Origin of the sequence: Thioclava marina, assembly GCF_002020135.1 — a bacterium.
Lineage (GTDB): Bacteria > Pseudomonadota > Alphaproteobacteria > Rhodobacterales > Rhodobacteraceae > Thioclava > Thioclava marina.
Genome location: NZ_MPZS01000001.1, coordinates 833221 through 856459, shown reverse-complemented (window position 1 = coordinate 856459; position 23239 = coordinate 833221). Strand labels below are relative to the sequence as shown.

The 23239-nt window shown below is 67.2% G+C and carries 22 protein-coding genes and 3 riboswitches; of the genes, 20 read left to right on the top strand and 2 right to left on the bottom strand.

The window, feature by feature from the left end; genetic code table 11:
• Positions 1-32: 32 nt before the first annotated feature.
• Complete coding sequence (gene cobO / locus BMG00_RS04050; RefSeq protein ID WP_078528976.1) at positions 33-659, bottom strand: cob(I)yrinic acid a,c-diamide adenosyltransferase; 627 nt, start codon at positions 657-659, stop codon at positions 33-35.
• Between the two features lie 37 nt (positions 660-696).
• Positions 697-925, top strand: a riboswitch (cobalamin riboswitch).
• A gap of 106 nt (positions 926-1031) precedes the next feature.
• Between cobO and BMG00_RS04045 the strand changes: the two genes are divergently transcribed.
• From BMG00_RS04045 to cobJ, 7 genes are read left to right on the top strand one after another with little or no spacing between them, the layout of a single operon-like run.
• Positions 1032-1400 (top strand): DUF1636 family protein, encoded by a 369-nt coding sequence (locus BMG00_RS04045; protein ID WP_078529039.1) that lies wholly within the window; start codon positions 1032-1034, stop codon positions 1398-1400.
• A gap of 3 nt (positions 1401-1403) precedes the next feature.
• Positions 1404-2459: a cobalamin biosynthesis protein CobW gene (gene cobW, locus BMG00_RS04040; RefSeq protein WP_078573452.1), complete on the top strand. Its 1056-nt coding sequence runs from the start codon at positions 1404-1406 to the stop codon at positions 2457-2459.
• Positions 2459-5710, top strand: a complete 3252-nt coding sequence (gene cobN / locus BMG00_RS04035; RefSeq protein WP_078573451.1) for a cobaltochelatase subunit CobN — start codon at positions 2459-2461, stop codon at positions 5708-5710. Before cobW ends, cobN begins: the two co-directional genes overlap by 1 nt.
• Entirely contained in the window at positions 5707-6843 is a 1137-nt protein-coding gene (gene cobG, locus BMG00_RS04030) for a precorrin-3B synthase (protein ID WP_078573450.1), read from the top strand. Before cobN ends, cobG begins: the two co-directional genes overlap by 4 nt.
• Entirely contained in the window at positions 6843-7472 is a 630-nt protein-coding gene (locus tag BMG00_RS04025; RefSeq protein ID WP_078573449.1) for a precorrin-8X methylmutase, read from the top strand. Before cobG ends, BMG00_RS04025 begins: the two co-directional genes overlap by 1 nt.
• A gap of 3 nt (positions 7473-7475) precedes the next feature.
• Complete coding sequence (locus BMG00_RS04020; RefSeq protein WP_078573448.1) at positions 7476-8231, top strand: precorrin-2 C(20)-methyltransferase; 756 nt, start codon at positions 7476-7478, stop codon at positions 8229-8231.
• Positions 8228-8980, top strand: a complete 753-nt coding sequence (cobJ, locus tag BMG00_RS04015) for a precorrin-3B C(17)-methyltransferase (RefSeq protein WP_078573447.1) — start codon at positions 8228-8230, stop codon at positions 8978-8980. Before BMG00_RS04020 ends, cobJ begins: the two co-directional genes overlap by 4 nt.
• On the opposite strand, the gene BMG00_RS04010 is transcribed toward cobJ, so the two are convergent.
• Positions 8938-9708, bottom strand: a complete 771-nt coding sequence (locus tag BMG00_RS04010; RefSeq protein WP_078573446.1) for a cobalt-precorrin-6A reductase — start codon at positions 9706-9708, stop codon at positions 8938-8940. The genes cobJ and BMG00_RS04010 overlap by 43 nt on opposite strands.
• Here BMG00_RS04010 and cbiE point away from each other — a divergent pair.
• The 13 genes from cbiE (at position 9707) to betC (ending at position 23228) form a co-directional block, all read left to right on the top strand.
• Complete coding sequence (cbiE, locus tag BMG00_RS04005; RefSeq protein WP_078573445.1) at positions 9707-10897, top strand: precorrin-6y C5,15-methyltransferase (decarboxylating) subunit CbiE; 1191 nt, start codon at positions 9707-9709, stop codon at positions 10895-10897. The two genes, BMG00_RS04010 and cbiE, sit on opposite strands and share 2 nt — an antisense overlap.
• Positions 10894-11223, top strand: coding sequence for a cobalamin biosynthesis protein (locus tag BMG00_RS04000; protein ID WP_078573444.1), 330 nt, complete (start codon positions 10894-10896; stop codon positions 11221-11223). The genes cbiE and BMG00_RS04000 overlap by 4 nt, the downstream gene beginning before the upstream one ends.
• Positions 11220-12017 carry a precorrin-4 C(11)-methyltransferase gene (gene cobM / locus BMG00_RS03995; RefSeq protein ID WP_078573443.1) on the top strand — a complete coding sequence of 266 codons (798 nt, stop codon included), beginning with the start codon at positions 11220-11222 and terminating at the stop codon, positions 12015-12017. The genes BMG00_RS04000 and cobM overlap by 4 nt, the downstream gene beginning before the upstream one ends.
• Positions 12014-13333, top strand: coding sequence for a cobyrinic acid a,c-diamide synthase CobB (locus tag BMG00_RS03990; RefSeq protein ID WP_078573442.1), 1320 nt, complete (start codon positions 12014-12016; stop codon positions 13331-13333). The genes cobM and BMG00_RS03990 overlap by 4 nt, the downstream gene beginning before the upstream one ends.
• Positions 13330-14076: a uroporphyrinogen-III C-methyltransferase gene (gene cobA / locus BMG00_RS03985; protein WP_078528953.1), complete on the top strand. Its 747-nt coding sequence runs from the start codon at positions 13330-13332 to the stop codon at positions 14074-14076. Before BMG00_RS03990 ends, cobA begins: the two co-directional genes overlap by 4 nt.
• A gap of 30 nt (positions 14077-14106) precedes the next feature.
• Positions 14107-14326: riboswitch (cobalamin riboswitch) on the top strand.
• A gap of 31 nt (positions 14327-14357) precedes the next feature.
• Positions 14358-15023 (top strand): energy-coupling factor ABC transporter permease, encoded by a 666-nt coding sequence (locus BMG00_RS03980; RefSeq protein WP_078528951.1) that lies wholly within the window; start codon positions 14358-14360, stop codon positions 15021-15023.
• A 64-nt stretch (positions 15024-15087) separates the two neighbouring features.
• Positions 15088-15849 carry a precorrin-6A synthase (deacetylating) gene (gene cobF, locus BMG00_RS03975; RefSeq protein WP_078528949.1) on the top strand — a complete coding sequence of 254 codons (762 nt, stop codon included), beginning with the start codon at positions 15088-15090 and terminating at the stop codon, positions 15847-15849.
• A gap of 169 nt (positions 15850-16018) precedes the next feature.
• Positions 16019-16113: riboswitch (TPP riboswitch) on the top strand.
• A gap of 60 nt (positions 16114-16173) precedes the next feature.
• A complete protein-coding gene (thiM, locus tag BMG00_RS03970; RefSeq protein ID WP_078528947.1) occupies positions 16174-16962 on the top strand; it encodes a hydroxyethylthiazole kinase in 789 nt (262 codons plus the stop codon).
• The gene (gene thiE, locus BMG00_RS03965) at positions 16959-17570 is read left to right on the top strand and encodes a thiamine phosphate synthase (RefSeq protein WP_078573441.1); all 612 of its coding nucleotides are present in this window, start codon (positions 16959-16961) and stop codon (positions 17568-17570) included. The genes thiM and thiE overlap by 4 nt, the downstream gene beginning before the upstream one ends.
• The gene (gene thiD / locus BMG00_RS03960; protein WP_078573440.1) at positions 17567-18370 is read left to right on the top strand and encodes a bifunctional hydroxymethylpyrimidine kinase/phosphomethylpyrimidine kinase; all 804 of its coding nucleotides are present in this window, start codon (positions 17567-17569) and stop codon (positions 18368-18370) included. Before thiE ends, thiD begins: the two co-directional genes overlap by 4 nt.
• Positions 18367-19053, top strand: coding sequence for a thiaminase II (gene tenA, locus BMG00_RS03955; RefSeq protein ID WP_078573439.1), 687 nt, complete (start codon positions 18367-18369; stop codon positions 19051-19053). Before thiD ends, tenA begins: the two co-directional genes overlap by 4 nt.
• A 331-nt stretch (positions 19054-19384) precedes the next feature.
• The gene (locus BMG00_RS03950) at positions 19385-21631 is read left to right on the top strand and encodes a Hint domain-containing protein (RefSeq protein WP_078528938.1); all 2247 of its coding nucleotides are present in this window, start codon (positions 19385-19387) and stop codon (positions 21629-21631) included.
• An 88-nt stretch (positions 21632-21719) separates the two neighbouring features.
• Positions 21720-23228 (top strand): choline-sulfatase, encoded by a 1509-nt coding sequence (gene betC, locus BMG00_RS03945; RefSeq protein WP_078573438.1) that lies wholly within the window; start codon positions 21720-21722, stop codon positions 23226-23228.
• The last annotated feature ends 11 nt before the right edge of the window (positions 23229-23239 follow it).

Sequence of the window (23239 nt, the reverse complement as noted above, 5' to 3'; positions counted from 1 at the left end):
GACCGTAGCATCGGGAAGGCCGCGCGGATGGCTCAGAACTCCACCCCGGCCTGACCCTTGATGCCCGAGCGGAACGGGTGCTTGATCAGGGTCATCTCGGTGACCAGATCGGCGGCTTCAATCAAGCCTTCGGCGGCGTTGCGCCCGGTCAGGACGACATGGGTCATCTCGGGTTTTTCCTCGCGCAGAAAATCGAGCACCTCGTCGAGCGGTAGGTAATCGTAGCGCAGCGCGATGTTGATTTCATCGAGCAGGACCATCCGGATCTCGGGGTCGCGGATCAGTTCCTTGGCTTTTTCCCATCCCGCACGGGCCGCTGCGATGTCACGCTCGCGGTCCTGCGTCTCCCAGGTGAAGCCTTCGCCCATTGCGTGAAATTGACACAGGTCGCCGAAATTTTCCGTTAGAAGGCGACGCTCGCCGGTGTCCCAAGCGCCCTTGATGAACTGCACCACGGCGCAGGGCATCTCATGGGCGATACAGCGCAGAATCATCCCGAAACCCGAGGAAGATTTGCCCTTGCCGGGCCCCGTATGGACGATGATCAGCCCTTTTTCGCCCGATTTTCCCGCCATGATCTTGTCGCGCGCGGCTTTTTTCTTGGCCATTTTCGCGCTGTGGCGGGCCAGCGTTTCCGGGCTGTCGGTTTCGATGCTCATGCTGCGCTCCTTCGCTTGACAAAAGGGGGGCGCTCGCCCAATCAGGGGGCGCGCTGGTTCCTGTCATTACGGCAGGCGAAGAGGGAATGCGACAGGTTTGCGATCCGAAACGGATCGGTCCTGAGCGCAGCCGCCCCCGCGACCGTGACCGGAGAGGTCGCCTCAAGCCACTGGCTCTCGGGCCGGGAAGGAGAGGAGACCGCAGGGCCCTGACAAAGGGTCCGGGATCCGCAAGCCGGGAGACCTGCCAGCGTTGATGATTACGGGCGAACGGGGTGTTTCGCGACCGGGTGGACAATGCCGGTCGCTTTGCATGACCCCATGTCCCTCTGGCTCGATCCCCTGCCGCCGACAGCGAAAGGGATGGGCGCGATGCCAACGATCTTGACGGTTTGCACGACCTGCAAGCGCACGGATGCCGATCCGGCTGACGAGACGCGGCCGGGCACGCATCTGCTGCGCGCATTGCGCGATCAGGGCGTGCCCGATGGCGTTGAGATCCACGAGGTCGAATGTCTCTCGGCATGTTCCAATGGCTGCGCGGTTGCGCTCTCCGAACCCGGAAAATGGTCCTATGTCTATGGCCGGATGAGTTCCGAGGATGCCGCCGACATCCTCGCGGGCGCTGCCGCCTATGCCGCGACCGATGACGGGTTGGTGCCTTGGCGCGAACGCCCGGTGATCTTCCGCAAGCAGAGCCTTGCGCGCATTCCCCCCTTTCCCGAACCCGAGCAGGAGTAACTCATGTCCGATCTGACCAAGATCCCCGTCACCGTGATCACCGGCTTTCTCGGCGCGGGCAAAACCACGCTGATCCGTCACCTGATGGCCAATTCGGGCGGGCGCAAACTGGCCGTTCTGGTCAACGAGTTCGGGACCGTGGGCGTCGATGGCGAGATCCTGCGCCAATGCGCGGACGAGAACTGCCCCGACGAGAACATCGTCGAACTTGCCAATGGCTGCATCTGCTGCACCGTCGCCGACGAGTTCATCCCGACGATCGAGGCGCTGATGGCGCGTGCGCAAAAGCCCGATCACATCCTGATCGAGACTTCGGGCCTTGCGCTGCCGAAGCCGCTTCTCAAGGCGTTCGACTGGCCCGCGATCCGCTCGAAGATCACGGTCGACGGCGTGATCGCTCTGGCCGATGCCGAGGCCGTCGCTGCGGGTCGTTTCGCCCCCGACGTGGCCGCTGTGGATGCGCAGCGTCAGGCCGATGACAGCCTCGATCACGAGACGCCGCTTTCGGAAGTGTTCGAGGACCAGATCGGCTGCGCCGATCTCGTGCTTCTGTCCAAGGCCGATCTGGCGGGCGAGGAAGGTCTTGCCGCGGCGCGTGCGGTGATCGAGGCCGAAGCGCCGCGCAAGCTGCCGATCCTGCCGCTGACCGAAGGGGTGATCGACGCGAAGGTGGTTCTCGGGCTCGAGGCCGCCGCCGAGGACGATCTGGCCGCACGCCCGAGCCACCATGACGGGGCCGACGAACACGAGCACGACGATTTCGACACGGTGGTGATCGAGCTGCCCGAGATCGAGGACCCGGCGTCGCTGGTCTCTGCGATCGAGCGTCTTGCGCGCGAACAGCGGATCTTGCGCGTCAAGGGCCACATCGCGGTGGCGGGCAAACCGATGCGCCTGCTGGTGCAGGCCGTAGGGGAGCGGGTGCGCCATCAGTTCGACCGTCCCTGGGGTGCCGATCCGCGTCGCTCGGCGCTGGTGGTGATCGCCGAGCATGACGATGTGGACGAGGCCGCGATCCGCGCCGTTCTTTTGGGCGCCTGCGAAGGTGCCTCCGCCTGATGCACGTCACCTTCCGCGAAAGTCACGGCCTTGAGGAAACCGAGGTGCCGACGGATCTGGGGCAACGGCCCGCGGATCTGGTGGTGCTGTCGTTTTCCGATAGCGACCTCGGGGCTTTCGCGGCGGGCTGGCGACGCGCTCAGGGCGGGCTGCCCTCGCTGCGGCTGGCCAATCTGGTCAATCTTCGCCACCCGGTCTCGGTCGATACCTATGCCGAGAACACGCTTTGCGGGGCGAAGGGCATTCTGGTGCGGTTGATCGGGGGCGAGGCCTATTGGCCCTATGGGCTCGCGAGCCTTCAGGATCTCGCGCGGCGGCGGGGGATCGCGCTTGCGGTGCTGCCCGCCGATGGGCGCGAGGATGCGCGGCTCGATCAGCTGTCGTCGCTTCCGGTCTCGACCCTGCGGCGGTTGAAGGAACTTTGCGATGCCGGGGGCGCGGTCGCGTCTCAGGCGGCGCTGGCGCAGTTGGCGCTGGCCTCGGGGCTTTATGCGGGGCCGGTTCCGGGCGACAAGCGGCTGCCGGAGGAGGGGTTTTACTGTCCCGATCTCGGGCCGGTCGCGGCACCGGTTCTGGCGGCGGAGTGCGATAAGCCGCTCGCCCTTGTCAGCTTTTACCGCTCCTACGTGACCGCCGCTGACACTGCCCCGGTGGATGCGCTGATCGCGGGGCTCCGGGCGCGTGGCTTTGCAGCCTACGGGGTCTATGCGTCCTCGCTCAAGGCGCCGGGATTTGCGGATTGGCTGGCCGGGTCGCTTGGCACACGCGCCCCGTCGCTGGTCGTCAATGCGACGGCCTTTTCGGCGCAATCGCCCGATGGCACCACGCCGTTCGACCGCTATGGCTGCCCGGTGTTTCAGGTCGCGCTCTCGACGGCGCGTCGCAAGGAATGGGCGCAGGCCGAGCGCGGTCTGTCGCCTGCCGATCTGGCGATGCATGTCGTGCTGCCCGAGGTGGACGGGCGGCTTCATGCGGGTGTGATCTCGTTCAAGGCCCCCGAGCCGCGCGATCCGGATCTTGAATATTCCCGCTTTTCGCACCGCGCCGACCCCGAGAGGATCGAGGCCGCGCTCAACCGGATCTGCGGCTGGCATCGGCTGGCCCGAACCCCGGCCGCAGAGCGCCGGCTGGCGGTTGTGCTTTCGACCTATCCGGGCCGGGCTTGGCAGATGGCGCATGCGGTGGGCCTCGATGCGCTGGCCTCGACCGAGGCGCTGGTCGAGGCGTTGCGAGGCGAGGGCTATGACATCGCCGAGGGCGCGGGACCGCAGGCCCTCGAGACCGCGCGCGTCGCCTGGCCGCTGTCCGATTACCGCGTGGCACTCGCCGCCTTGCCGCAGGCCTTGCAAGACGATCTGACCGCCGTCTGGGGCGCGCCCGAGGACGATACCGCCGTGACGGACGGGGCGTTTCATTTCGCAGCACTTCGGCGCGGCCCCCTGACGCTCGCGCTCCAGCCAGAACGCGGCGATCCCGCGATGCGCGACGACGAATACCATGATCTGGGGCGCACCCCGCGCCATGCCTATGTCGCCTTCTATCTTTGGCTGCGCGGGCAGGGGATCGATGCGCTGGTGCATATGGGCGCGCATGGAACGCTCGAATGGCTTCCCGGCAAGGCCGTGGCGCTCTCGGAGAATTGCTGGCCCGAGGCACTGCTGGGCGCCACCCCGGTCATTTACCCCTTCATCGTGAACGATCCCGGCGAGGCCGCGCAGGCCAAGCGCCGGATCGGGGCGCTCACGCTTGGCCATATGCCGCCGCCGATGCGCGCGGCAAGCGTGCCTGCGGGGATGCTGCATCTCGAGCGGCTTCTGGACGAATATTCGACCGCCGACGGGCTCGATCCGGCGCGGCGCGACCGGCTGATCGCGGATATTCAGGACGAGGCCTGGGCGAGTGGCGTGTCGGAGGATCTGGGCATCCCGCGCGATGCGAGCGCAGCCGAGGCGATCACCCGGATCGACCGCTTCGTCTGCGACATCAAGGAAAGCCAGTTCGGCGACGGGCTGCATGTGCTGGGGCAGGGCGCGTGCGGAGCACAGGAACGCGCGGGATTGATCGCGGCGCTTGCGGGCCGCCGCGTTGCCCCCGGTCCGTCGGGAAGCCCGGCGCGCGGGCGCTCGGACGTGCTGCCCACAGGGCGCAACCTGTTCTCGGTCGATCCACGTGCGGTGCCGTCCCGCGCGGCTCATGCGCAGGGCGTGAAACTGGCCGAGGAGTTGCTGCGCAAGCACCTTCAGGATCATGGCGACTGGCCGAAGGGGCTGGTGGTCGATCTCTGGGGGTCGGCCACGATGCGCACGGCGGGCGAGGAATTCGCGATGGCGCTGCATCTCGCGGGGCTCAAGCCGGTCTGGGATGAAAACGCCGCGCGGGTGTCCGGGGTCGAGGTGATCCCGCTCGCGCTTTTGGACCGTCCGCGCATCGACGTGACGCTGCGGGTCTCGGGCCTCTTTCGCGACATCTTCCCCAGCCTCGCGCAGCTGTTCGAGACCGGGGCCGAGGCTCTGGCCTTGCGCGAAGAGGACCCCGCCGACAATCCTTACCTGACCCGGATCGCCCGGGTCTTCGCGCCGCGCCCCGGCCGATACGGGCTCGGAATGGGAGAGGCGCTCGACCAGTTCACGCCGGAGGCCCGCGCCGCCGCCGGGGAGGCGTGGCTCGTGGCATCGTCCTACAGCATCTCGCGCAGTGGTGAGGTTCAGGCGAACCGGGGCGCGCTCGAGGCGCGGCTGCGCTCTGCGGACAGTTTCGTTCATGCGCAGGACCTGCCCGAAAGCGACGTGTTGCTCGCATCCGATTACGCCGCGCATGAGGCAGGCTTTGCCGCGGCGCTTGCGCGGCTCGGCACACCGCAAGCCGCACTTTATCATCTGGATGCGACGCAGCCCGATCGCCCGCGCGCGCGCAGCCTGACCGAAGAGATCGCCCGCACCGTGCGTGCGCGTGCCACCGATCCGGCCTGGGCGGAGGGGATGATGCGTCACGGCTTCCGGGGCGGGGCGGAGATCGCCGCGACCCTCGATCACCTCGCGGCCTTCGCGCATCTGGCGCAGGTCGTGCCGGCCCATCTTTTCGACCTTTACCACGAGGCCACCCTTGGTCGCCCCGATCTCGTGGCCTTCCTGCAAGAGGCCAACCCGCAGGCGCTCGAGGCGATGCGCGACCTCTTCGCGCGGCTGGCCGAGGCGGGGCTGTGGCAGACACGGCGCAACTCCATCGCGGCCGGGTTGGAGGGCGACGCATGAGCTTCACCGTGAAAGGCTGGTGCCCCGGCGCGCTGCGTCCGATGCAATCAGGCGACGGTCTGGTTGTGCGCGTGCGCCCGGTTGCGGGACGGCTGACCCAGGTTCAGGCGGCAGGGATCGCGCAGGCCGCGCGCGCGCATGGAAACGGGCTGATCGACCTGTCGGGCAGGGCCAATGTGCAACTGCGCGGGGTCACGCCCGAGAGCCATCCCGCACTCATCGCGGATCTGGCGCAGCTCGGGTTGATCGACCCGGACATCGCGACCGAAGCGCGGCGCAACATCATCGTGACGCCCTTCGCCGATGCCGCGACCTATGCGCTGGCGGAGAGCTTGCAGGCGGCGCTCGCGGCAGGGCCGGAGCTTCCGGGCAAGTTCGGCTTCCTCCTCGATTGCGGTTCGGCGCCGGTGATGGCCGATACGCAGGCCGATATTCGCTTTGAACGCGCGCCGGACGGGCAGCTTTTGCTGCGTTGCGCGGGCTGCGATCTCGGCGCGCCCGTGACCGAAGGCCGTGCGGCAGAAGCCGCGCTGGATCTGGCGGAATGGTTCGTGCGCGCGGGTGGGGTCGTCGATGGCCGTGGCCGCATGGCGCGGCTGATTGCGTCGGGGGTGAGCCCCGAGGGGACATTGTACCCGCAGATCGCGCCTGCGACGGCCCTTTCAAGGCCCGAGCCGGGTCTGACCGTGCAAGGCGCATTGGTCGGGTTCGAGTTCGGCCAGATGCACGCCGAGACGCTTGCGGCACTGGCCTCTCTCGGCCCGATCCGGGTCACGCCCTGGCGGATGCTGCTCATCGAGGGGCTCTCGACGCTGCCGGGCCTGCCCGACCTGATCACCGAAGCGGGCGACCCGCGCCTCCGCGTCTTCGCCTGCACCGGCGCGCCTGGTTGCCCGCAGGCCGCGCGTCCCACGCGCGAGATCGCACGCGTCCTCGCGCCCCGGGTCGCCGCCGGTCAGACGCTGCATGTCTCGGGCTGCGCCAAGGGCTGTGCCTGGCCCGCGCCTGCCGATCTGACCCTGATCGCCACGCTCGAAGGCTTCGATCTCGTCCGTGACGGGCGTGCCTCTGACCACCCGGCGCACACCCGAATTTCGCCCGCCGCCCTTCCCGATCTGCCGGAGTTTTCCTGATGCCCTACACCTACGAGATGGACGGCGCGAAGATCTACGAACAGTCCTTCGCGACGATCCGCAGAGAGGCCGATCTCGCCCGCTTCACCCCCGAGGAAGAGGTCGTCGCGGTGCGGATGATCCATGCGGCGGGGCTGGTGGGTCTGGAGCGTGACATCCGCTTCACCCCCGGAATGGCCATTGCCGCGCGGGACGCGCTGGAGGCGGGCGCGCCCGTCCTGTGCGATGCACGGATGGTCTCCGAAGGGATCACGCGCGCACGACTGCCTGCGGACAACGCGGTGATCTGCACCTTGCACGACCCTTCGGTACCGGGTCTGGCTCGCGAAATGGGCAACACGCGCTCGGCGGCGGCGCTCGAACTGTGGCGCCCGCATCTCGAGGGCGCGGTGGTGGCGATCGGCAATGCGCCGACCGCGCTCTTTCACCTGCTCAACATGCTCGAAGATCCGGCATGTCCGCGCCCGGCCGCGATCATCGGCTGTCCGGTGGGTTTCATCGGCGCAGCGGAGTCGAAAGACGCGCTGATGCAGGCGGCCCCGGTGCCCTCGATGATCGTGCAGGGGCGGCTGGGCGGATCGGCAATCACCGTGGCGTCGGTCAACGCGCTCGCCTCGCGCAAGGAGTAAGCGATGGGACGGATCATCTGTGCGGGCCTCGGCCCCGGCGACCCCGATCTGATGTCGCGCCGCGCCGAGCGGGCGGTGCGCGGCGCCAGCCATGTCGCCTATTTCCGCAAGAAGGGCCGCAAGGGTCAAGCGCGCCAGATCGTCGAGGGGATGATCGACGAGGGCGCGATCGAGCTTGCGATGGAGTATCCCGTCACGACCGAGATCCCCTTCGACAGCCCAGAATACATCACGCAGCTTGCGCGTTTTTACGACGACTGGGCGGCGCGGCTGACAGAGCTTGCGCGCAGCCATGACATCGTCGTGCTGTGCGAGGGCGACCCCTTCTTCTACGGCTCGTTCATGCATCTCTACACGCGCCTGCGCGGCACGGTCGAGATCGAGGTGATCCCCGGCATCACCGGGATGACCGGTTGCTGGACCGCGACCGGCACGCCGATCACCTGGGGCGACGATGTGCTGACCGTGCTGATGGGGACGATGCCCGAAGACGAGATGGTGACGCGCATGGCGGCCTCTGATGCGCTGGTCGTGATGAAGACCGGGCGCAATCTGCCCAAGGTCAAACGCGCGCTTGCTCGTGCGGGGCGGCTAGACGAGGCCTGGCTGGTCGAGCGCGGCACGATGAAGGGCGAGCGGATCGTGCGGCTTTGCGAGACCGACGAGGCCGACTGCCCCTATTTCGCGATCGTGCTGGTTCATGGGCGGGGGCGTCGACCCGAATTGCCCGCGCGTTCGCTCGTCGAGGCCTCGCTTTGAGCGGCTGGGTCGCGGTTGCCGGGCTTGGCCCCGGAGCGGAGGATCTGGTGACGCCGGAGGTCCGCGCCGCGCTGGCCGAGGCGACCGATGTGGTGGGCTACATTCCCTACGTCGCGCGCGTCGCCCCGCGCGCGGGGCTACGCCTTTATGCGAGCGACAACCGGGTCGAGCTGGACCGCGCGCTTCATGCGCTGGAGATGGCGCGGGAGGGGCGGCGGGTCGTGATCGTCTCCTCCGGCGATCCCGGGGTTTTCGCGATGGCCTCGGCCTTGTTCGAGCGGCTCGAGACCGCGCCCGATTTCGCTGGCACCGAGATCCGCATCCTGCCCGGTATCACCGCGATGCTGGCGGCGGCCGCCCGCGCGGGTGCGCCTTTGGGACATGATTTCTGCGCGATCAACCTGAGCGACAATCTCAAGCCCTTCGATCTGGTCGAACACCGCCTGCGCCATGCCGCGCGGGGCGATTTCGCGATGGCCTTCTACAATCCGCGCTCGAAGTCGCGCCCGCATCAGTTCGCCCGCGTGCTCGAGGTCTTGCGCGAGGAATGTGAACCCGAACGGCTGATCATCTTCGCCCGCGCGGTCTCGACCCCGGACGAGGCGCTGCGGGTGGTGACGCTGGCCGAGGCCGCGCCCGAGATGGCAGATATGCGCACCGTCGTTCTGGTCGGAAACTCGCAGACCCGCCGCGTCGGGCGTTGGGTCTACACGCCGCGCGGCACTTCCGTTGCCGGAGCCGCCGGATGAGCCGCGAGCCATTCCATAACGCCTTCAAGCGTGTCGCGGCTCTCGCGCGGCGGCAGGGCTGGCCGGTCAACGAGGATCACCGGAAGGCGGAGTGCGCGGGCGGCGATCAGCTTGGCCTCCGCGCCGCGCCCGCCTGCGTTCTTGGCGACGATATGGGTGATGCGATGGTCCTGCATCAACGCGGTATCGCCCGCCACGTCGAACGGTCCGCGCGCGATCACGGCATGCGCATCGGGCAGCGGCAGCGGACCCTCTGGCGGGTCGACCAAGCGCAGCAGGTAGTGATTTGCGGGCTTGGCCGCGAACTCGGCCAGTTGCTGCTTGCCGATGGCGAGAAACACGCGCGCGCCGCTCTCGGGCAGGGCGGCGCAGGCCGCCGTCATGTCGCGCACGCGCGTCCAGCGATCTTCCGGGCTTGCCTGCCACGGCATGCGCTCGTGGGACAGAAGGGGGAGGCTGCTCTGACCGCAGGCCTCGATTGCATTGCGGCTCATCTGCGCGGCGAAGGGGTGGGTCGCGTCGATGACATGGGTGATGCGCTCGCGCAGGAAGTAATCGCGCAGCCCTTTCACGCCGCCGAACCCGCCGATCCGCGTCGGCAGCGGCTGCGGCAACGGATGGTCGGTGCGCCCCGCATAGGAAAAGACCGCGTCGATCCCGTGCTCCGCCAGATGGCGGGCGAGGCGGCTGGCTTCGGTGGTGCCGCCGAGCAGCAGGAGGCGCGTCATGGCTGATCCGTGGTTGAGCATCGTGGGTCTGGGCGAAGATGGCCTGAGCGGGCTTTCGGATGCAAGCCGAAGCGCGCTGGCGCAGGCCGAGGTGATCTTCGGCGGGCCGCGCCACCTCGATCTGGTCGCGGCGGGCGAACGTGGCAGGGCCTGGCCCGTACCCTTCGATATCGCCCCGGTTCTGGCCCTGCGCGGGCGTCGGGTCGCGGTTCTCGCCTCGGGCGATCCGTTCTGGTTCGGCGCGGGCAGCTCGCTTGCCGCACATCTCGCGCAGGGGGAATGGCGCGCCTATCCTGTGGCGGGCACCGTGTCTCTGGCCTGTGCGCGGCTTGGATGGAAAATCGAGGAGGTCTCGGCGCTCGCCCTTCACGCGGCGGGGTTCGGGGGGCTGCATCGGGCGCTTCATCGCGGGGCGAGGTTGGTCGTGACGCTGCGCGATGGAGAGGCCCCGGCGACCTTGGCCGCATGGCTGGTTGCGCACGGCTTCGGGGCGGTCGGGATCCATGTGCTTGAACGTCTGGGGGGGGCGCATGAACGCGTCCGATTTGCCCGCGCCGATCGGTTCTCTTTCGAGGATATCGCGGCTCCGGTTGCGGTGGCGCTCGACGCGGTCGATCTTCCGCAGGGTAGCGGTCTGCCGAAGTCGCCGGGACTGTCCGAGGATCGCTTCGTCCATGACGGGCAGATCACGAAGTCTCCGGTACGGGCGTTGACGCTGGCAGCACTTGCACCACGACCGGGGGAGTTGCTCTGGGATATCGGGGGCGGATCGGGCTCGGTCTCGGTCGAGTGGTGCCTTGCCGGAGGACGCGCGATCACCATCGAACCCCGCGCCGACCGGATCGCCAATATTCGCGCCAATATCGAGACATTCGGTCTGTCGCGGCAGATGGAAACCGTCGAGGGGCGCGCGCCCGACGCGCTGGCCGATCTGGCGTCGCCCGATGCGGTCTTCATCGGCGGCGGCGGCTCGACGGTACTCTATGACTGGCTTTGGCCGCATCTGCCCGAGGGGACACGGATCGTCGCCAATGGCGTGACGCTCGAGACCGAGGCGCTGCTTGCGGGGCTTCAATCCCGCCACGGCGGCAGCCTTCTGCGAATTGAACTGTCGCGCGCCGAGCCACTCGGCTCAATGCGCGGCTGGTCGGCTGCGCGGCCCGTGGTGCAATGGAGCGTCACGCGATGAGGGTTGCGGGGATCGGTTTTCAGCGCGGCGCGTCTGCGGCGTCACTGCGTGCCGCGCTGGTATCTGTCGGGCCGGTGGACCGGGTCGCGACGGCAGCGCCGAAGGCCGGGGAATTGGCGGCGGCGATTGGACGCGAGATCGAGGGCGTCGACGTGACAGGGGTCGCCACACCGACGCAATCGCAGGCGTCGTTTGCGGCGCACGCCACAGGATCCGTGGCCGAGGCGGCGGCGCTGGTGGCCGCAGGGCAGGGTGCGCGACTGATACAGGCACGAAAGATCATCGGCGGCGTGACCATCGCCGTCGCAGAAGGAGACGAGGGATGACGGTTCACTTCATCGGAGCAGGGCCGGGAGCGCCCGATCTGATCACGCTGCGCGGGCGCGACCTGATCGCCTCCTGTCCGGTCTGCCTTTATGCGGGCAGTCTGGTGCCGCAGGCCTTGCTTGCGCATTGCCCGGCGGGGGCGAAGATCGTGAACACGGCGCCGCTGAGCCTCGACGAGATCATCGAAGAGATCGCGGCGGCCCATGCGGCGGGGCAGGGCGTGGCGCGGCTGCACTCGGGCGATTTGTCGGTCTGGTCGGCTATGGGAGAACAGCTGCGCCGCCTGCGCGAACTGGGCATTCCCTATGACGTGACGCCGGGCGTGCCGAGTTTTGCCGCCGCAGCGGCGACGCTCAGCGCGGAACTGACCCTTCCCGGGGTGGTGCAGTCTGTGGTGCTCACGCGGACCTCGGGCCGTGCGACGGCGATGCCGCCCGGCGAGACGCTGGAGAATTTCGCGCGCACGGGCGCGGTGCTGGCGATCCACCTTTCGGTGCATGTGCTCGAGAAGGTCATCGCGGATCTTAGCCCGCATTACGGCGCCAATTGCCCTGTCGCCGTCGTCTGGCGCGCAAGCTGGCCCGATGAACGTGTGGTCCGCGCAACGCTCGGTACGTTGCGCACCGCCATCGGCGCCGAGATGGAGCGCACCGCGCTGATCCTTGTCGGACGCTCCATCGGGGCCGAGGATTTCGATGAAAGCCGCCTTTACGCGGGCGATTACGACCGCCGTTACCGCCCCGTCGGCTCCGATCCGCGCTTTCCCGAAACCGCGCCGGAGCGGGGGGAATGACACCGGGACTGGTGATCTCCGCCCCGGCGTCGGGGACCGGAAAGACGACGCTGACACTGGGGCTTCTTGCGGCGATGCGCGCGCAGCGACTGGATGTCCAGCCCTTCAAATGCGGGCCCGATTACATCGACCCGGCCTTTCACCGCGCGGCGGCGGGACAGGCCTCGTTCAATCTCGATGCCTGGGCGATGACGCCCGCGCAGATCGCGGGCCTTGCGGATCGCGCGGCGGATATCGTCGTGGCCGAGGGCTCGATGGGGCTGTTCGACGGGGTGGCCTCGAAGGGCGAGACCGGCACCGGGGCCAGCGCCGATATCGCGGCGCTGATGGGCTGGCCGGTGGTGCTGGTGATCGACGCCTCGGGGCAGGCGCAGACGGCCGCGGCGGTGGCGCAGGGCCTCGCGCGGTTTCGCAAGGGCGTCACGGTCGCGGGGGTCGTGCTCAACAAGGTCGCTTCGCCCCGTCACGAGGCGCTGGTGCGACAGGGTTTCGAGGGGATCGGGGTGCCGGTGCTGGGCGTGCTGCCACGTTCGGCAGGGATCGAATTGCCCTCGCGCCACCTGGGCCTCGTGCAAGCCGAGGAGACGGGGGGTCTTGCGCGGCTCCTGAGCGAGGCCGGCCGCATCGTGGCCGAGCACTGTGACCTCGCCGCGATCCTGGCTTGCGCGAAGGCCTCGCCACCCGACGCCTCGCCATGCCGCCCGGTGCCGCCTCCCGGCAGCCGGATCGCGCTTGCTCGCGACGCCGCGTTTTCCTTCGTCTATCCGCACCTGATGGAGGGCTGGCGCGCGGCGGGCGCCACGATCCTTCCCTTCTCGCCGCTGGCCGATGAGGCCCCCGATCCGAGTGCCGATTGCTGCTGGTTGCCCGGAGGCTATCCCGAGCTTCACGCAGGGCAGCTTGCGGGCAATGGAACCTTCCTCGACGGGATCCGCCGCTTCGCGCAGACCCGTCCGGTTCACGGGGAATGCGGCGGTTACATGACGCTTGGGGCGGGGATCGTCGACGCCGAGGGAAAGCGCCACGAGATGCTGGGGCTTCTGGGGCTCGCGACCAGCTTTGCCAAACGCAAGATGCATCTGGGCTATCGCCGCGCCGAGCTGATCGCGCCGCTGCCGGGCCATCGCGCGGGGTCGGCATTGCGTGGCCACGAGTTTCACTATGCCTCGATCCTGTCGCAGCCCGATGCGCCGCTCGCCCGTGTCTTCGATCCCAATGGCGACGCGGTGCCCGAAACCGGATCGCTGTGCGAGATGCCGGGCGGCGGGCGCGTCACCGGCACTTTCTTTCACCTCATTGCGGAGGCCAGCGCATGAGCGGTTTTGTTTCCTTCGTCTCGGCGGGGCCGGGCGATCCCGAGCTTCTGACCCTCAAAGCGGTCGATCGGCTCCAGCGCGCCGATGTGATCCTGTTCGACGATCTCGCCTCGGGCCCCATCCTCGCACATGCGAGCGCTCGGGCCGAGCTGATCGCGGTCGGCAAACGGGCGGGGCGGCCCTCGCCGAAACAGGATCATGTCAGCCGGCTTCTGGTCGATCACGCGCGCGCCGCGCCCCGCATCGTGCGGCTCAAATCGGGCGATAGCGGGATTTTCGGTCGCCTCGAGGAAGAACTTCGCGCACTTGATGCGGCGGGGATCGAATACGAGATCATTCCCGGCGTGCCCTCGGCCTGCGCGGCGGCGGCGGCGGCGGGTCTGCCGCTCACGCGGCGGCTGACGGCGCGCAGGGTGCAGTTCGTGACCGGGGCCGATATCACCGGGGATCTGCCCGAGGCGTTGAACTGGTCCGCGCTGGCCGATCCGGGGGCGACGACGGTCGTCTTCATGGGCAAGCGCACCTTCCCGCGCCTCGCCGCGAGCCTGCGCGATCACGGCCTGCCGGGCGAGACGCCCGCGCTTCTGGCCGAGGCCGTGGGGCACCCGCAGCAGCACCTCATCCGCACCACCGTGTCTGAACTGGCGGAGCGATTGGCACAAAGCCGATCCGACCAGCCCGCGCTGATCCTTTACGGCCCGCTTGCCCCTGATGGAGGCGCGAAAAGCGCGCATGAAGAGTGATCGAAACTTGACGCGGCCCGGCGGGTCGCGTTTACCTGAAACCCTGTTTGGTGCCCGCAGATGCGCAAAGCGCAGGGCTCAATCGGGAACGGGGAAGGGTGGACCAAATTGCGGCACCCGAAGCCCCGGCCGCCCCCGCGACTGTATGCGGTGAGCGCGCTCCGACAAGACCACTGGGGATTGCCCCCGGGAAGGTGGAGTGGCGCTTCGACCCGCGAGCCAGGAAACCGGCCAGCAGCCACATCAACCGCCGTCGGGTGTGACGGCAAGGAGAACGCGATATGCATATCGAACCCGGCATCGTCACCGGTGCCAAGATCGTCCTGAGCTATGCCACGGCGGCCACCGCCGGTCTTTATACCCTCAAGATCGCCGCGCAGGCCGTACGCGAACAGGGCCCCGTTTCACTGATCGCCCGCGCCGCCATCGCCACCGGCGCGGTCTTCACCTTCTTCCAGATATTGCCGCATCATGCGGTTGGCGTTTCCGAGGTGCATTTGATCCTCGGTTCGACGCTGTTTCTACTGCTTGGTGCCGCGCCTGCGGCGATCGGGCTGGCGCTGGGGCTTCTCATTCAGGGCCTGTTCTTCGCGCCCTTCGACCTGCCGCAATACGGGATGAACGTGACGACGCTTCTCGTGCCGCTCTTCGGGCTGCAACTTCTTGCCAAGCGTCTGATCGCGCCGGGCACGGCTTACGTCGACCTGAAATACGGTCAGGCTCTGGCGCTTTCGACGGCCTATCAGGGCGGGATCGTGGCATGGGTCGCGTTCTGGGCGCTCTACGGTCAGGGGTTTGCCGAGGTGGGGCAGGTGCTGACCTTCGGGGCGGCCTATATGTCGGTGATCCTTCTCGAGCCGCTTGTCGATCTGGCGGTGCTGGCGCTTGCGAAGCGTGCGTCCGCCCTGCGCGGCAGCGGCTTCGTCACGCCGCGCCTCTACGCCTGAGCGACGTCCGCTGAACGACGACGAAAGGGGGCCGCCAATGGCCCCCTTTCCCCTGGAGAGACGCATGATCGAACTTGCCCTGATCGGTATCGGCACCGGAAACCCTGATCACGTCACCTTGCAGGCGATCGAGGCGATGAACGCTGCGGACCTCATCATGATCCCGGTCAAAGGCCCCGAGAAAACCGAACTGGCCGAACTGCGCCGGACATTGCTCGCGACGCATCTGAAAAATCCCGAAACGCGCGTGGTCGAGTTCGACCTGCCGGTGCGCGACGTGGTTACGACCAGCTATGGCGCGACCGTCGCGGATTGGCATGGCGCGATTGCCGAGGCCTGGGAGACGGTGATCGTCGACACGCTCGACCCCGGAACCCCCGGCAGGGTCGCCCTGCTGGTCTGGGGCGATCCGATGCTCTACGACAGCAGCCTGCGTATCGCCGGGATATTGGGGCGTCGCATTCCGCTGAGACCGCGCGTCATTCCCGGCATCACCGCGATACAGGCGCTTTGCGCAGCCCATGCCATTCCGCTCAACGAGGTGGGGGCGCCGGTCATGATCACGACGGGGCGGCAGCTGCGCGACCACGGTTGGCCGGGTGATGCGGAAACCATCGTCGTGATGCTCGATGGAGAGTGCTCGTTCCGGTCGCTCGATCCCGAGGGATTCCGGATTTGGTGGGGTGGGTGCGTGGCGATGCCGCAAGAGCGCCTTGTCGCCGGAGTTCTGTCCGATGTCGCTGCGGAGATCGTAAAGGTCCGGGAGACCCTGCGGGCGGAAAACGGCTGGGTGATGGATATCTATCTGCTGCGCCGGATCGGTTGAACCTGCGAGACCTCGCCTGTGCGACTGCGAACGGGGGATCGGCTGGCCCGCAAGTTTTCGGGAGGCGGAAGCGCCTTTCATGACCATTCCAGCCACTTTTTCGGCGCCGCGCGACGCCTGACCCGGCACACCCGCTTGACGGGCGCGCGCGAGAATGTCACCTCTGAGCGCGAAGCGACAGGGGCGCTCGGGCAACCGGGCTGAGACGAACCCTTAGAACCTGAACCGGATAATGCCGGCGGAGGGAGGCGCACGAGACGGTCCGGCGCGTTCCCGCCTTCCCTCTCGCACCCTTCCTGACGCCAAATGCTCAAGGAGAGTGCGATGGAAGATCCCGGCCAATATCTCGCGATGATGCGACAGACCGCGCCGCTCGTTCACAACATCACCAATTACGTCGCGATGAACGTGATGGCGAATGTTCTGCTCGCGGCGGGGGCTTCGCCCGCGATGATCCATGCCCGCGAGGAGGCGGCCGAGTTCGCGGGCATCGCGCAGGCGCTGAGTGTCAATATCGGGACGGTCTCGCCGCCCTGGGCCGAGGCGATGGAGGCGGCGGCAACGGTCGCGGGCGAAAAGGATGTGCCTTGGGTGCTTGACCCGGTCGCGGTCGGCGCGACGGGGTATCGGCGCGCGCTAGGCGCGCGGCTCCTGGCGCTCCGCCCCACGGTGATCCGTGGGAATGCGTCAGAGATCCTCGCGCTCGCGGGGGCGGTCTCGGCAGGCAAAGGGGTGGATGCGGGCGAAAGCGTCGAGACCGCAGAGAACGCCGCGCGCGCGCTCGCCCGGCATGGCGGCGCGGTGGTCGCGGTGACGGGTGCGGTCGATTTCGTGACCGATGGCACGCGTGCGGTGCGGATCGCGAATGGCGATGCGATGATGCCGCGCGTGACGGCCCTGGGGTGTTCGCTGACCGGGGTGGTGGCCGCGTTTGCCGCAGGTCAGTCGCCCTTCGAGGCGACGGTCGCGGCGCTGGCCTATTACGGCCTTGCGGGGGAACGCGCGGGGGCCGCGAGCGAGGGCCCCGGAACCTTCCAGCCGGCTTTCCTGGATGCGCTCCATGCAATTGATCCGGCAGCTCTGAACGCCGGTGCGAGGATCGAACTCGCATGATCCCGCCGCTTTGTTTCGTCACCGATCCGGTCGCGCCGCAGCCGGTGATCGCTCAGGCCCTCGCCGCGGCCGAGGGCGGTGCGGGCTGGGTGCAGCTGCGCGACAAGACCCTGCCGGATACGGAGTTCGCGGCGCTCGCCCGGGCGCTGATCGCAGCGCTTGCGCCTCATGAGGTGCCACTCATCGTCAATGATCGGGTGGAGATTGCGATCTCCGTCGGTGCGCCGGGGCTCCATATCGGCCAGAGCGACGGCGATCCGGCGGCGATCCGCAGCCGGATCGGGCCGGAGATGATCCTTGGTCTCTCGATCGAGGCCGAGGCGCAAATCTCCGCCGTGCCTGCGGGCGTGGACTATCTCGGCGTTGGGCCGGTCCATGCCACGGGATCGAAGCCCGATCACGCCCCGCCGATCGGGCATGAGGGCTTCGCGGCGATCGTCGCGCGTACGGAGCTCCCTTGCCTCGCGATCGGCGGCATCACCAAAGCCGACGCCGCCGCGATACGCGCGGCTGGCGGTGCCGGGATGGCGGTGATCTCGGCGATCTCGCGTGCCCCCGACATGGCGCTTGCCGCCAGAACCCTGTGCAACGCATGGAGCGACACATGATCCCCAACATTCTTTCCATCGCCGGTTCCGATCCCTCCGGCGGCGCCGGTATCCAGGCCGATATCAAGGCGATCTCGGCCAATGGCGGCTATGCGATGAGCGTGCTCACCGCTCTGACCGCACAGAACACGCGCGGAGTGCGGGCGGTCAGCCTTTGCGACACGGATCTGATTGCGGCGCAGATCGCAGCTCTGCGCGACGACATCCGGATCGACGCGATCAAGATCGGGATGCTGGGAGACGCCGCGATCATCGAGTGCGTGGCCGGGGGGATCGACGGGCTCGACTGCCCGGTAGTGCTCGACCCGGTGATGGTGGCCAAGGGTGGCGACCGTCTTCTGGAGGAGGCGGCCGTGAGCGCGTTGCGAACCCTTCTGCCGCGCGCCGATCTGATCACCCCGAACCTGCCCGAGGCCGCCGACCTGCTGGGCTGCGACGAGGCGGAAACCCTCGAACAGATGCGCGAGCAGGCCCATGCGCTGCTGGCGCTCGGCCCGCGTGCGGTTCTGATGAAGGGGGGACATCTGAAAGGCGATCAGAGCCCCGACATGCTGGTCACCAGGCACGATGAACTCCGCTTCGACGCGCCCCGGATCGCCACGCGCAATACCCATGGCACAGGCTGCACCCTGTCCTCCGCGCTCGCGACGGGGCTTGGCATGGGGTTGCCTCTGCCCGAGGCGACGCGGCGCGCCAAAGCCTATCTGAGCGGAGCACTCGCCGCCGCCGACCGTCTCTCGGTCGGGTCGGGGCATGGGCCGGTGCATCATTTCCACGCATATCACGAGGACGACCAATGAGCTTCACCCGAGACCTCGCACGCGAGACGGCCTCGCTGCGCCGCCAGATCCACGCGATGCCCTTCAATCGGGAGCTGGCCGAGGGGCAGCTCGATCCGGCGATCTTCCAGGGGTACATCATTCAGGACGCGCATTACCTCGAAGGTTTTGCCCGCGCCCTCGCTTTGGCCGCATCCAAGGCCCCCGATGCGCCGAGCGTGGCGCAGCTTGCGGGATCGGCGGCGGGCGCGATCGCGGTCGAGCGAGAATTGCACAACCATTACATGGGGTTATTCGGCGTGTCCGCGGACGATTTCGCCGCCATCGCGCCCTCGGCCGCCTGCGATCACTATGTCTCTTTCCTGCTGCGCTCTGCCACCATCGGGGATTTTCCCGAAGCGGTAGCGGCCCTTTTGCCGTGCTTCTGGATCTATCGCGATATCGGTCACGAGATCGCGCAGCACAGCGGCTCGGAAAACCCCTATGCGGCCTGGATCGCGACCTATTCGGGCGATGCCTTCGACCAGAGCGTAGCCCGAATGCTGGACCTCACCGACCGGCTGGGCGCGGCGGCCGATGACGCGGTCCGCGCCCGGATGCATCGGGCCTTCGCACGCAGTTGCTGGCACGAATGGCGGTTCTGGGACAGCGCCTATCACCGCGAGACCTGGCGCCAGCCCGAACCGTTCGAAGAGCGGGTCTAGAGGAACACCGCTCGTCAGGCGGGGCCGCAAAAGCCTGCAATCCGGCGGTGCGTCGCCCGGGATTTTGCGGGTGCGCGCGCAAGCGTGTGATCTTTGTCCCACACATGAGAAGTTCACAGCTTCGTCACAAAGCTGCCCAACTGAAATCACCATTGCATTTCAGTGAGCAGGAGCGTTAACCGTTGAAAAAAAACGTGTAGACGAGCAGCTGAGTTTCTTGGCGACAACTTCAGAGCTCCGGGTGTGTGTGATGCCCGTATCGTCCCTATCGCGATGGGGGCGAGCCGCTTGTTTGTCGCCGGGGCGTGTTGTGTGCAAGGACGAGTAACGAATGGCGACGACGTTTAATTGGATCTACCTCGGATATTCGAGCACGATGCTCGACCCGAACGAGGGAAATTCCGATATGGAGAATGCGAGCCGCTTTGTCGGCGCGACCGCAGGCTCCACCACGAATCCGCTGTTCCAGAATATCGTTTCGGCCACCACGATCGACAACGGCGGCACGGTTGGCGCGCTCGACACCAATAACAACGTCTCGAACGACCAGATCGTCACCGATATCGGCTCGGGTCCGACGACGCTCACCTATGATGGTCTGGCCGTCTACAACGCCACGATCACCTATGTCGATGGCACCACCGCTAATGTGACCGCGGTGATCGTGCAGACCACCGATGGCAGCGTCTTCCTCGCGCCGGAGATCACGGCAAATGCCGACACCACGGCCTATGAGGCCAAGCCGATCCAGTCGATCCGGCTCAACAGCGTCAGCAACGCGACCAATACCAACATGGCCGCCGACCGCTGGGTGACCGGGTTCGATGACGGCTATGTCGACGGCACCGCAGGCGACGACCTGATCGACAACAACTATGTCGAGCCTATCGCGAATGGCTCGGACAAGGTCGACAACAATGATGCCGGTCTCGCCGGAACCAGCGGCAATGACGACTACATCCGCGCGGGCGACGGCAACGACACCGTGTTCGCGGGGCTCGGCAACGACACGGTCACGGCCGGCACCGGCAACGATTACGTCGATGGGGGCTCGGGCAACGACTCGCTTCTGGGCGAGGACGGCAACGACACGCTGATCGGCAATACCGGCAACGACACGCTCAATGGCGGCGCGGGCAACGATCTGCTCGTCGGCGGCGCGGGCTTCGACAGCCTGCTCGGCGGTGCGGGGGACGACACGCTGCTCGGCGGGACCGAGAACGACACGCTCGATGGCGGGCTTGGCAATGACAGTCTCGACGGCGGCTCCGGCAATGACTCGCTCATCGGCAACGGCGGCAACGACACGCTGCATGGCGGGGCCGGGGCGGATACGCTTTCGGGCGGAACGGGGATGGATTACGTCTCCTATAGCGACAGCGGGTCGGGCGTCTCGATCAACCTGAGCAACGGCACTGCCTCGGGCGGGGATGCGGCGGGCGACGTGCTCAGCGGCGTTGACGGGATCATCGGCTCGGAGTTCAACGACACGCTGATCGGTTTCGATGGTTTCTCCTCCGATCCGGTCGACGGGTATACCAACGTCATCTATGGCAACGGCGGCGACGATTACATCGACGGTCTGGGCGCGGATGACAGCCTCTACGGCGGCACCGGCAATGACACGGTGCTGGGCGGGGCGGGCAATGATTATGTCGCGGGCGACGAGGGGAATGACAGCCTCGACGGTGGCGCGGGCAACGACCTCGTCGAGGGCGGCACCGGCAATGACACGCTCACCGGCGGTGGCGGGGCCGATACCCTGATCGGTGGCGACGATCAGGATACGTTCGTCAATCTCACCGATGGCGCGGTCATCGACGGCGGCGAGGGCGGGGCGGATTACGACGTGCTCGACCTCAGCGACTGGGGCTGGAGCAATGTCGTCGTCAATCGCGACACGGCCAACCCCGAGAACGGCACGATCAACTTCCTCGACGGCACCGGCGCTGTCGTGGGCACGATGACCTACACCAATATCGAAAAGGTCATCCCCTGTTTCACCCCGGGAACCCGGGTCGCGACACTGCACGGCGAGATCGCGGTGGAGGATCTGTGTCTGGGCGACCGGGTTCTTACCCGCGACAATGGCTATCAGCCGATCCGCTGGATCGGGCGGCGCAGCCTCACCCGCGCTGAACTGGACGAGCGCCCCGAGTTCTGTCCCGTTCGCATCGCGCCCGGCGCGCTCGGCTCGAACCAGCCCGAGCGCGAGATGCGCGTCTCGCCGCAGCACAGGGTGCTGTTGAGCGGGGTGCGTGCCGAGCTGATCTCGGGCGAGCCCGAGGCGTTGGCAGCGGCACGCCATCTTGAAGGCCTCCCGGGAATCGAGGTCGATCGCGCCGCCGAAGAGGTCACCTATATCCACATCATGTTCGACATGCATGAGATCGTCTTCTCGGACGGGCTCTGGACCGAGAGCTTCCAGCCCGGTCGCGCCACGCTCTCCGAGATGGGCCGCGCGCAGCGCGACGAGATCCTCGCGCTCTTCCCCGAGCTTGCCGATGCCGAAGGCAGTTACCCTGCGGCACGGCCCAGCCTGAAGCGCCATGAGGCGCGTATCATCGCTGCGGCGTGATCCGTGCGCTGCGGGGCCGGGGTTGCTTCCCTGCTCCGCTCCTCGCTACACCGGGAGCCCAGCCCCCGTGACGTGAAGGAGCCCCGCGATGCGCCGACCCAATTTTCTCGTCCTGATGGTCGATCAGCTCAATGGGACGCTTTTTCCCGATGGCCCGGCCGAATGGCTGCATGTACCAAATCTGAAGAAGCTCGCCGCGAAATCGGTGCGGTTCCAGAACGCCTATACCGGCTCGCCGCTCTGCGCGCCGGGGCGTGCCGCCTTCATGTCGGGTCAGCTCCCCTCGCGCAACGGCGTCTATGACAACGCGGCCGAGTTTCGCTCGGACATTCCCACCTATGCTCACCACCTGCGCCGTGCGGGTTATCAGACCTGCCTGTCGGGAAAGATGCATTTCGTGGGCCCCGACCAGCTCCACGGGTTCGAGGAGCGCCTGACCACCGATATCTATCCCGCCGATTTCGGCTGGACGCCGGACTATCGCAAGCTCGGCGAGCGGATCGACTGGTGGTATCACAACATGGGCTCGGTGACCGGGGCGGGGGTGGCCGAGATCTCGAACCAGATGGAGTATGACGACAACGTCGCCCATGAGGCGAAGATGAAGCTCTACGATCTGGCGCGCGGCAATGATGCGCGCCCGTGGATGCTGACGGTGAGCTTCACCCATCCGCATGATCCCTACGTCGCGCGCAAGAAATACTGGGATCTCTACGAGGATTGCGCGCATCTGGACCCCGAGATCGACGCGATCCCATATGACGAGCAGGATGCGCATTCCAAACGCATTTTCGACGCCAATGACTGGCGTGAATACGACATCACCACGGAAGACATCCGCCGCTCGCGCCGCGCCTATTTCTCGAACCTGTCCTATCTCGATGACAAGATCGGCGCGCTGTTGCAGGTACTCGAGGACACCCGGCAGGAGGCCACGATCCTGTTCGTATCCGATCACGGCGACATGCTGGGCGAGCGCGGGCTTTGGTTCAAGATGAGCTTCTACGAGGGCTCGTCGCGCGTGCCGATGATGATCGCGGGCCCCGGTCTTGAACCGGGTGTCGTGACCGATCCGGTCTCGACCATCGACGTGACGCCGACGCTGTGCGATCTGGCGGGGATCTCGCTCGACGAAATCGCGCCCTGGATTGACGGGCAAAGTCTTCTGCCGACGGCAAAAGGCATTCCGCGCGCCGAGCCCGTGGCGATGGAATATGCCGCCGAGGCCTCCTACGCGCCGCTCGTCTCGCTGCGCAAGGGTCGCTGGAAGCTGAACCTCTGCGCGCTCGATCCAGATCAGCTTTTCGACCTTGCGGCCGACCCCCATGAGCTGACGAACCTCGCGGGCGATCCGGCCCATGCCGAGACACTGGCTGCATTGAAGGCCGAGGCGCGCGAGCGCTGGGATCTGGAGCGGTTCGACGCCGATGTGCGCGCCTCTCAGGCACGGCGCTGGGTGGTCTATGAGGCCCTGCGGCAGGGCGGCTATTACCCGTGGGACTACCAGCCGCTCAAGCGCGCCTCCGAGCAATATATGCGCAACCACATGGACCTGAACGACCTCGAAGAGCGCAAACGTTTCCCGCGCACAGAGTGAGGCCGAAACCC

Excerpts from the sequence above, each read along its gene's own strand:
- cobM (WP_078573443.1), top strand. The coding sequence starts at position 11,220 with ATGACGGTTCACTTCATCGGAGCAGGGCCGGGAGCGCCCGATCTGATC.
- cobA (WP_078528953.1), top strand. The coding sequence starts at position 13,330 with ATGAGCGGTTTTGTTTCCTTCGTCTCGGCGGGGCCGGGCGATCCCGAG.
- BMG00_RS03980 (WP_078528951.1), top strand. The coding sequence starts at position 14,358 with ATGCATATCGAACCCGGCATCGTCACCGGTGCCAAGATCGTCCTGAGC.
- BMG00_RS04000 (WP_078573444.1), top strand. The coding sequence starts at position 10,894 with ATGAGGGTTGCGGGGATCGGTTTTCAGCGCGGCGCGTCTGCGGCGTCA.
- cobF (WP_078528949.1), top strand. The coding sequence starts at position 15,088 with ATGATCGAACTTGCCCTGATCGGTATCGGCACCGGAAACCCTGATCAC.
- cobG (WP_078573450.1), top strand. The coding sequence starts at position 5,707 with ATGAGCTTCACCGTGAAAGGCTGGTGCCCCGGCGCGCTGCGTCCGATG.
- betC (WP_078573438.1), top strand. The coding sequence starts at position 21,720 with ATGCGCCGACCCAATTTTCTCGTCCTGATGGTCGATCAGCTCAATGGG.
- cobO (WP_078528976.1), bottom strand. The coding sequence starts at position 659 with ATGAGCATCGAAACCGACAGCCCGGAAACGCTGGCCCGCCACAGCGCG.
- BMG00_RS04020 (WP_078573448.1), top strand. The coding sequence starts at position 7,476 with ATGGGACGGATCATCTGTGCGGGCCTCGGCCCCGGCGACCCCGATCTG.
- cobN (WP_078573451.1), top strand. The coding sequence starts at position 2,459 with ATGCACGTCACCTTCCGCGAAAGTCACGGCCTTGAGGAAACCGAGGTG.
- thiD (WP_078573440.1), top strand. The coding sequence starts at position 17,567 with ATGATCCCCAACATTCTTTCCATCGCCGGTTCCGATCCCTCCGGCGGC.
- BMG00_RS04010 (WP_078573446.1), bottom strand. The coding sequence starts at position 9,708 with ATGACGCGCCTCCTGCTGCTCGGCGGCACCACCGAAGCCAGCCGCCTC.
- BMG00_RS04025 (WP_078573449.1), top strand. The coding sequence starts at position 6,843 with ATGCCCTACACCTACGAGATGGACGGCGCGAAGATCTACGAACAGTCC.
- BMG00_RS03990 (WP_078573442.1), top strand. The coding sequence starts at position 12,014 with ATGACACCGGGACTGGTGATCTCCGCCCCGGCGTCGGGGACCGGAAAG.
- BMG00_RS04045 (WP_078529039.1), top strand. The coding sequence starts at position 1,032 with ATGCCAACGATCTTGACGGTTTGCACGACCTGCAAGCGCACGGATGCC.
- thiM (WP_078528947.1), top strand. The coding sequence starts at position 16,174 with ATGGAAGATCCCGGCCAATATCTCGCGATGATGCGACAGACCGCGCCG.
- cobW (WP_078573452.1), top strand. The coding sequence starts at position 1,404 with ATGTCCGATCTGACCAAGATCCCCGTCACCGTGATCACCGGCTTTCTC.
- cbiE (WP_078573445.1), top strand. The coding sequence starts at position 9,707 with ATGGCTGATCCGTGGTTGAGCATCGTGGGTCTGGGCGAAGATGGCCTG.
- thiE (WP_078573441.1), top strand. The coding sequence starts at position 16,959 with ATGATCCCGCCGCTTTGTTTCGTCACCGATCCGGTCGCGCCGCAGCCG.
- tenA (WP_078573439.1), top strand. The coding sequence starts at position 18,367 with ATGAGCTTCACCCGAGACCTCGCACGCGAGACGGCCTCGCTGCGCCGC.
- BMG00_RS03950 (WP_078528938.1), top strand. The coding sequence starts at position 19,385 with ATGGCGACGACGTTTAATTGGATCTACCTCGGATATTCGAGCACGATG.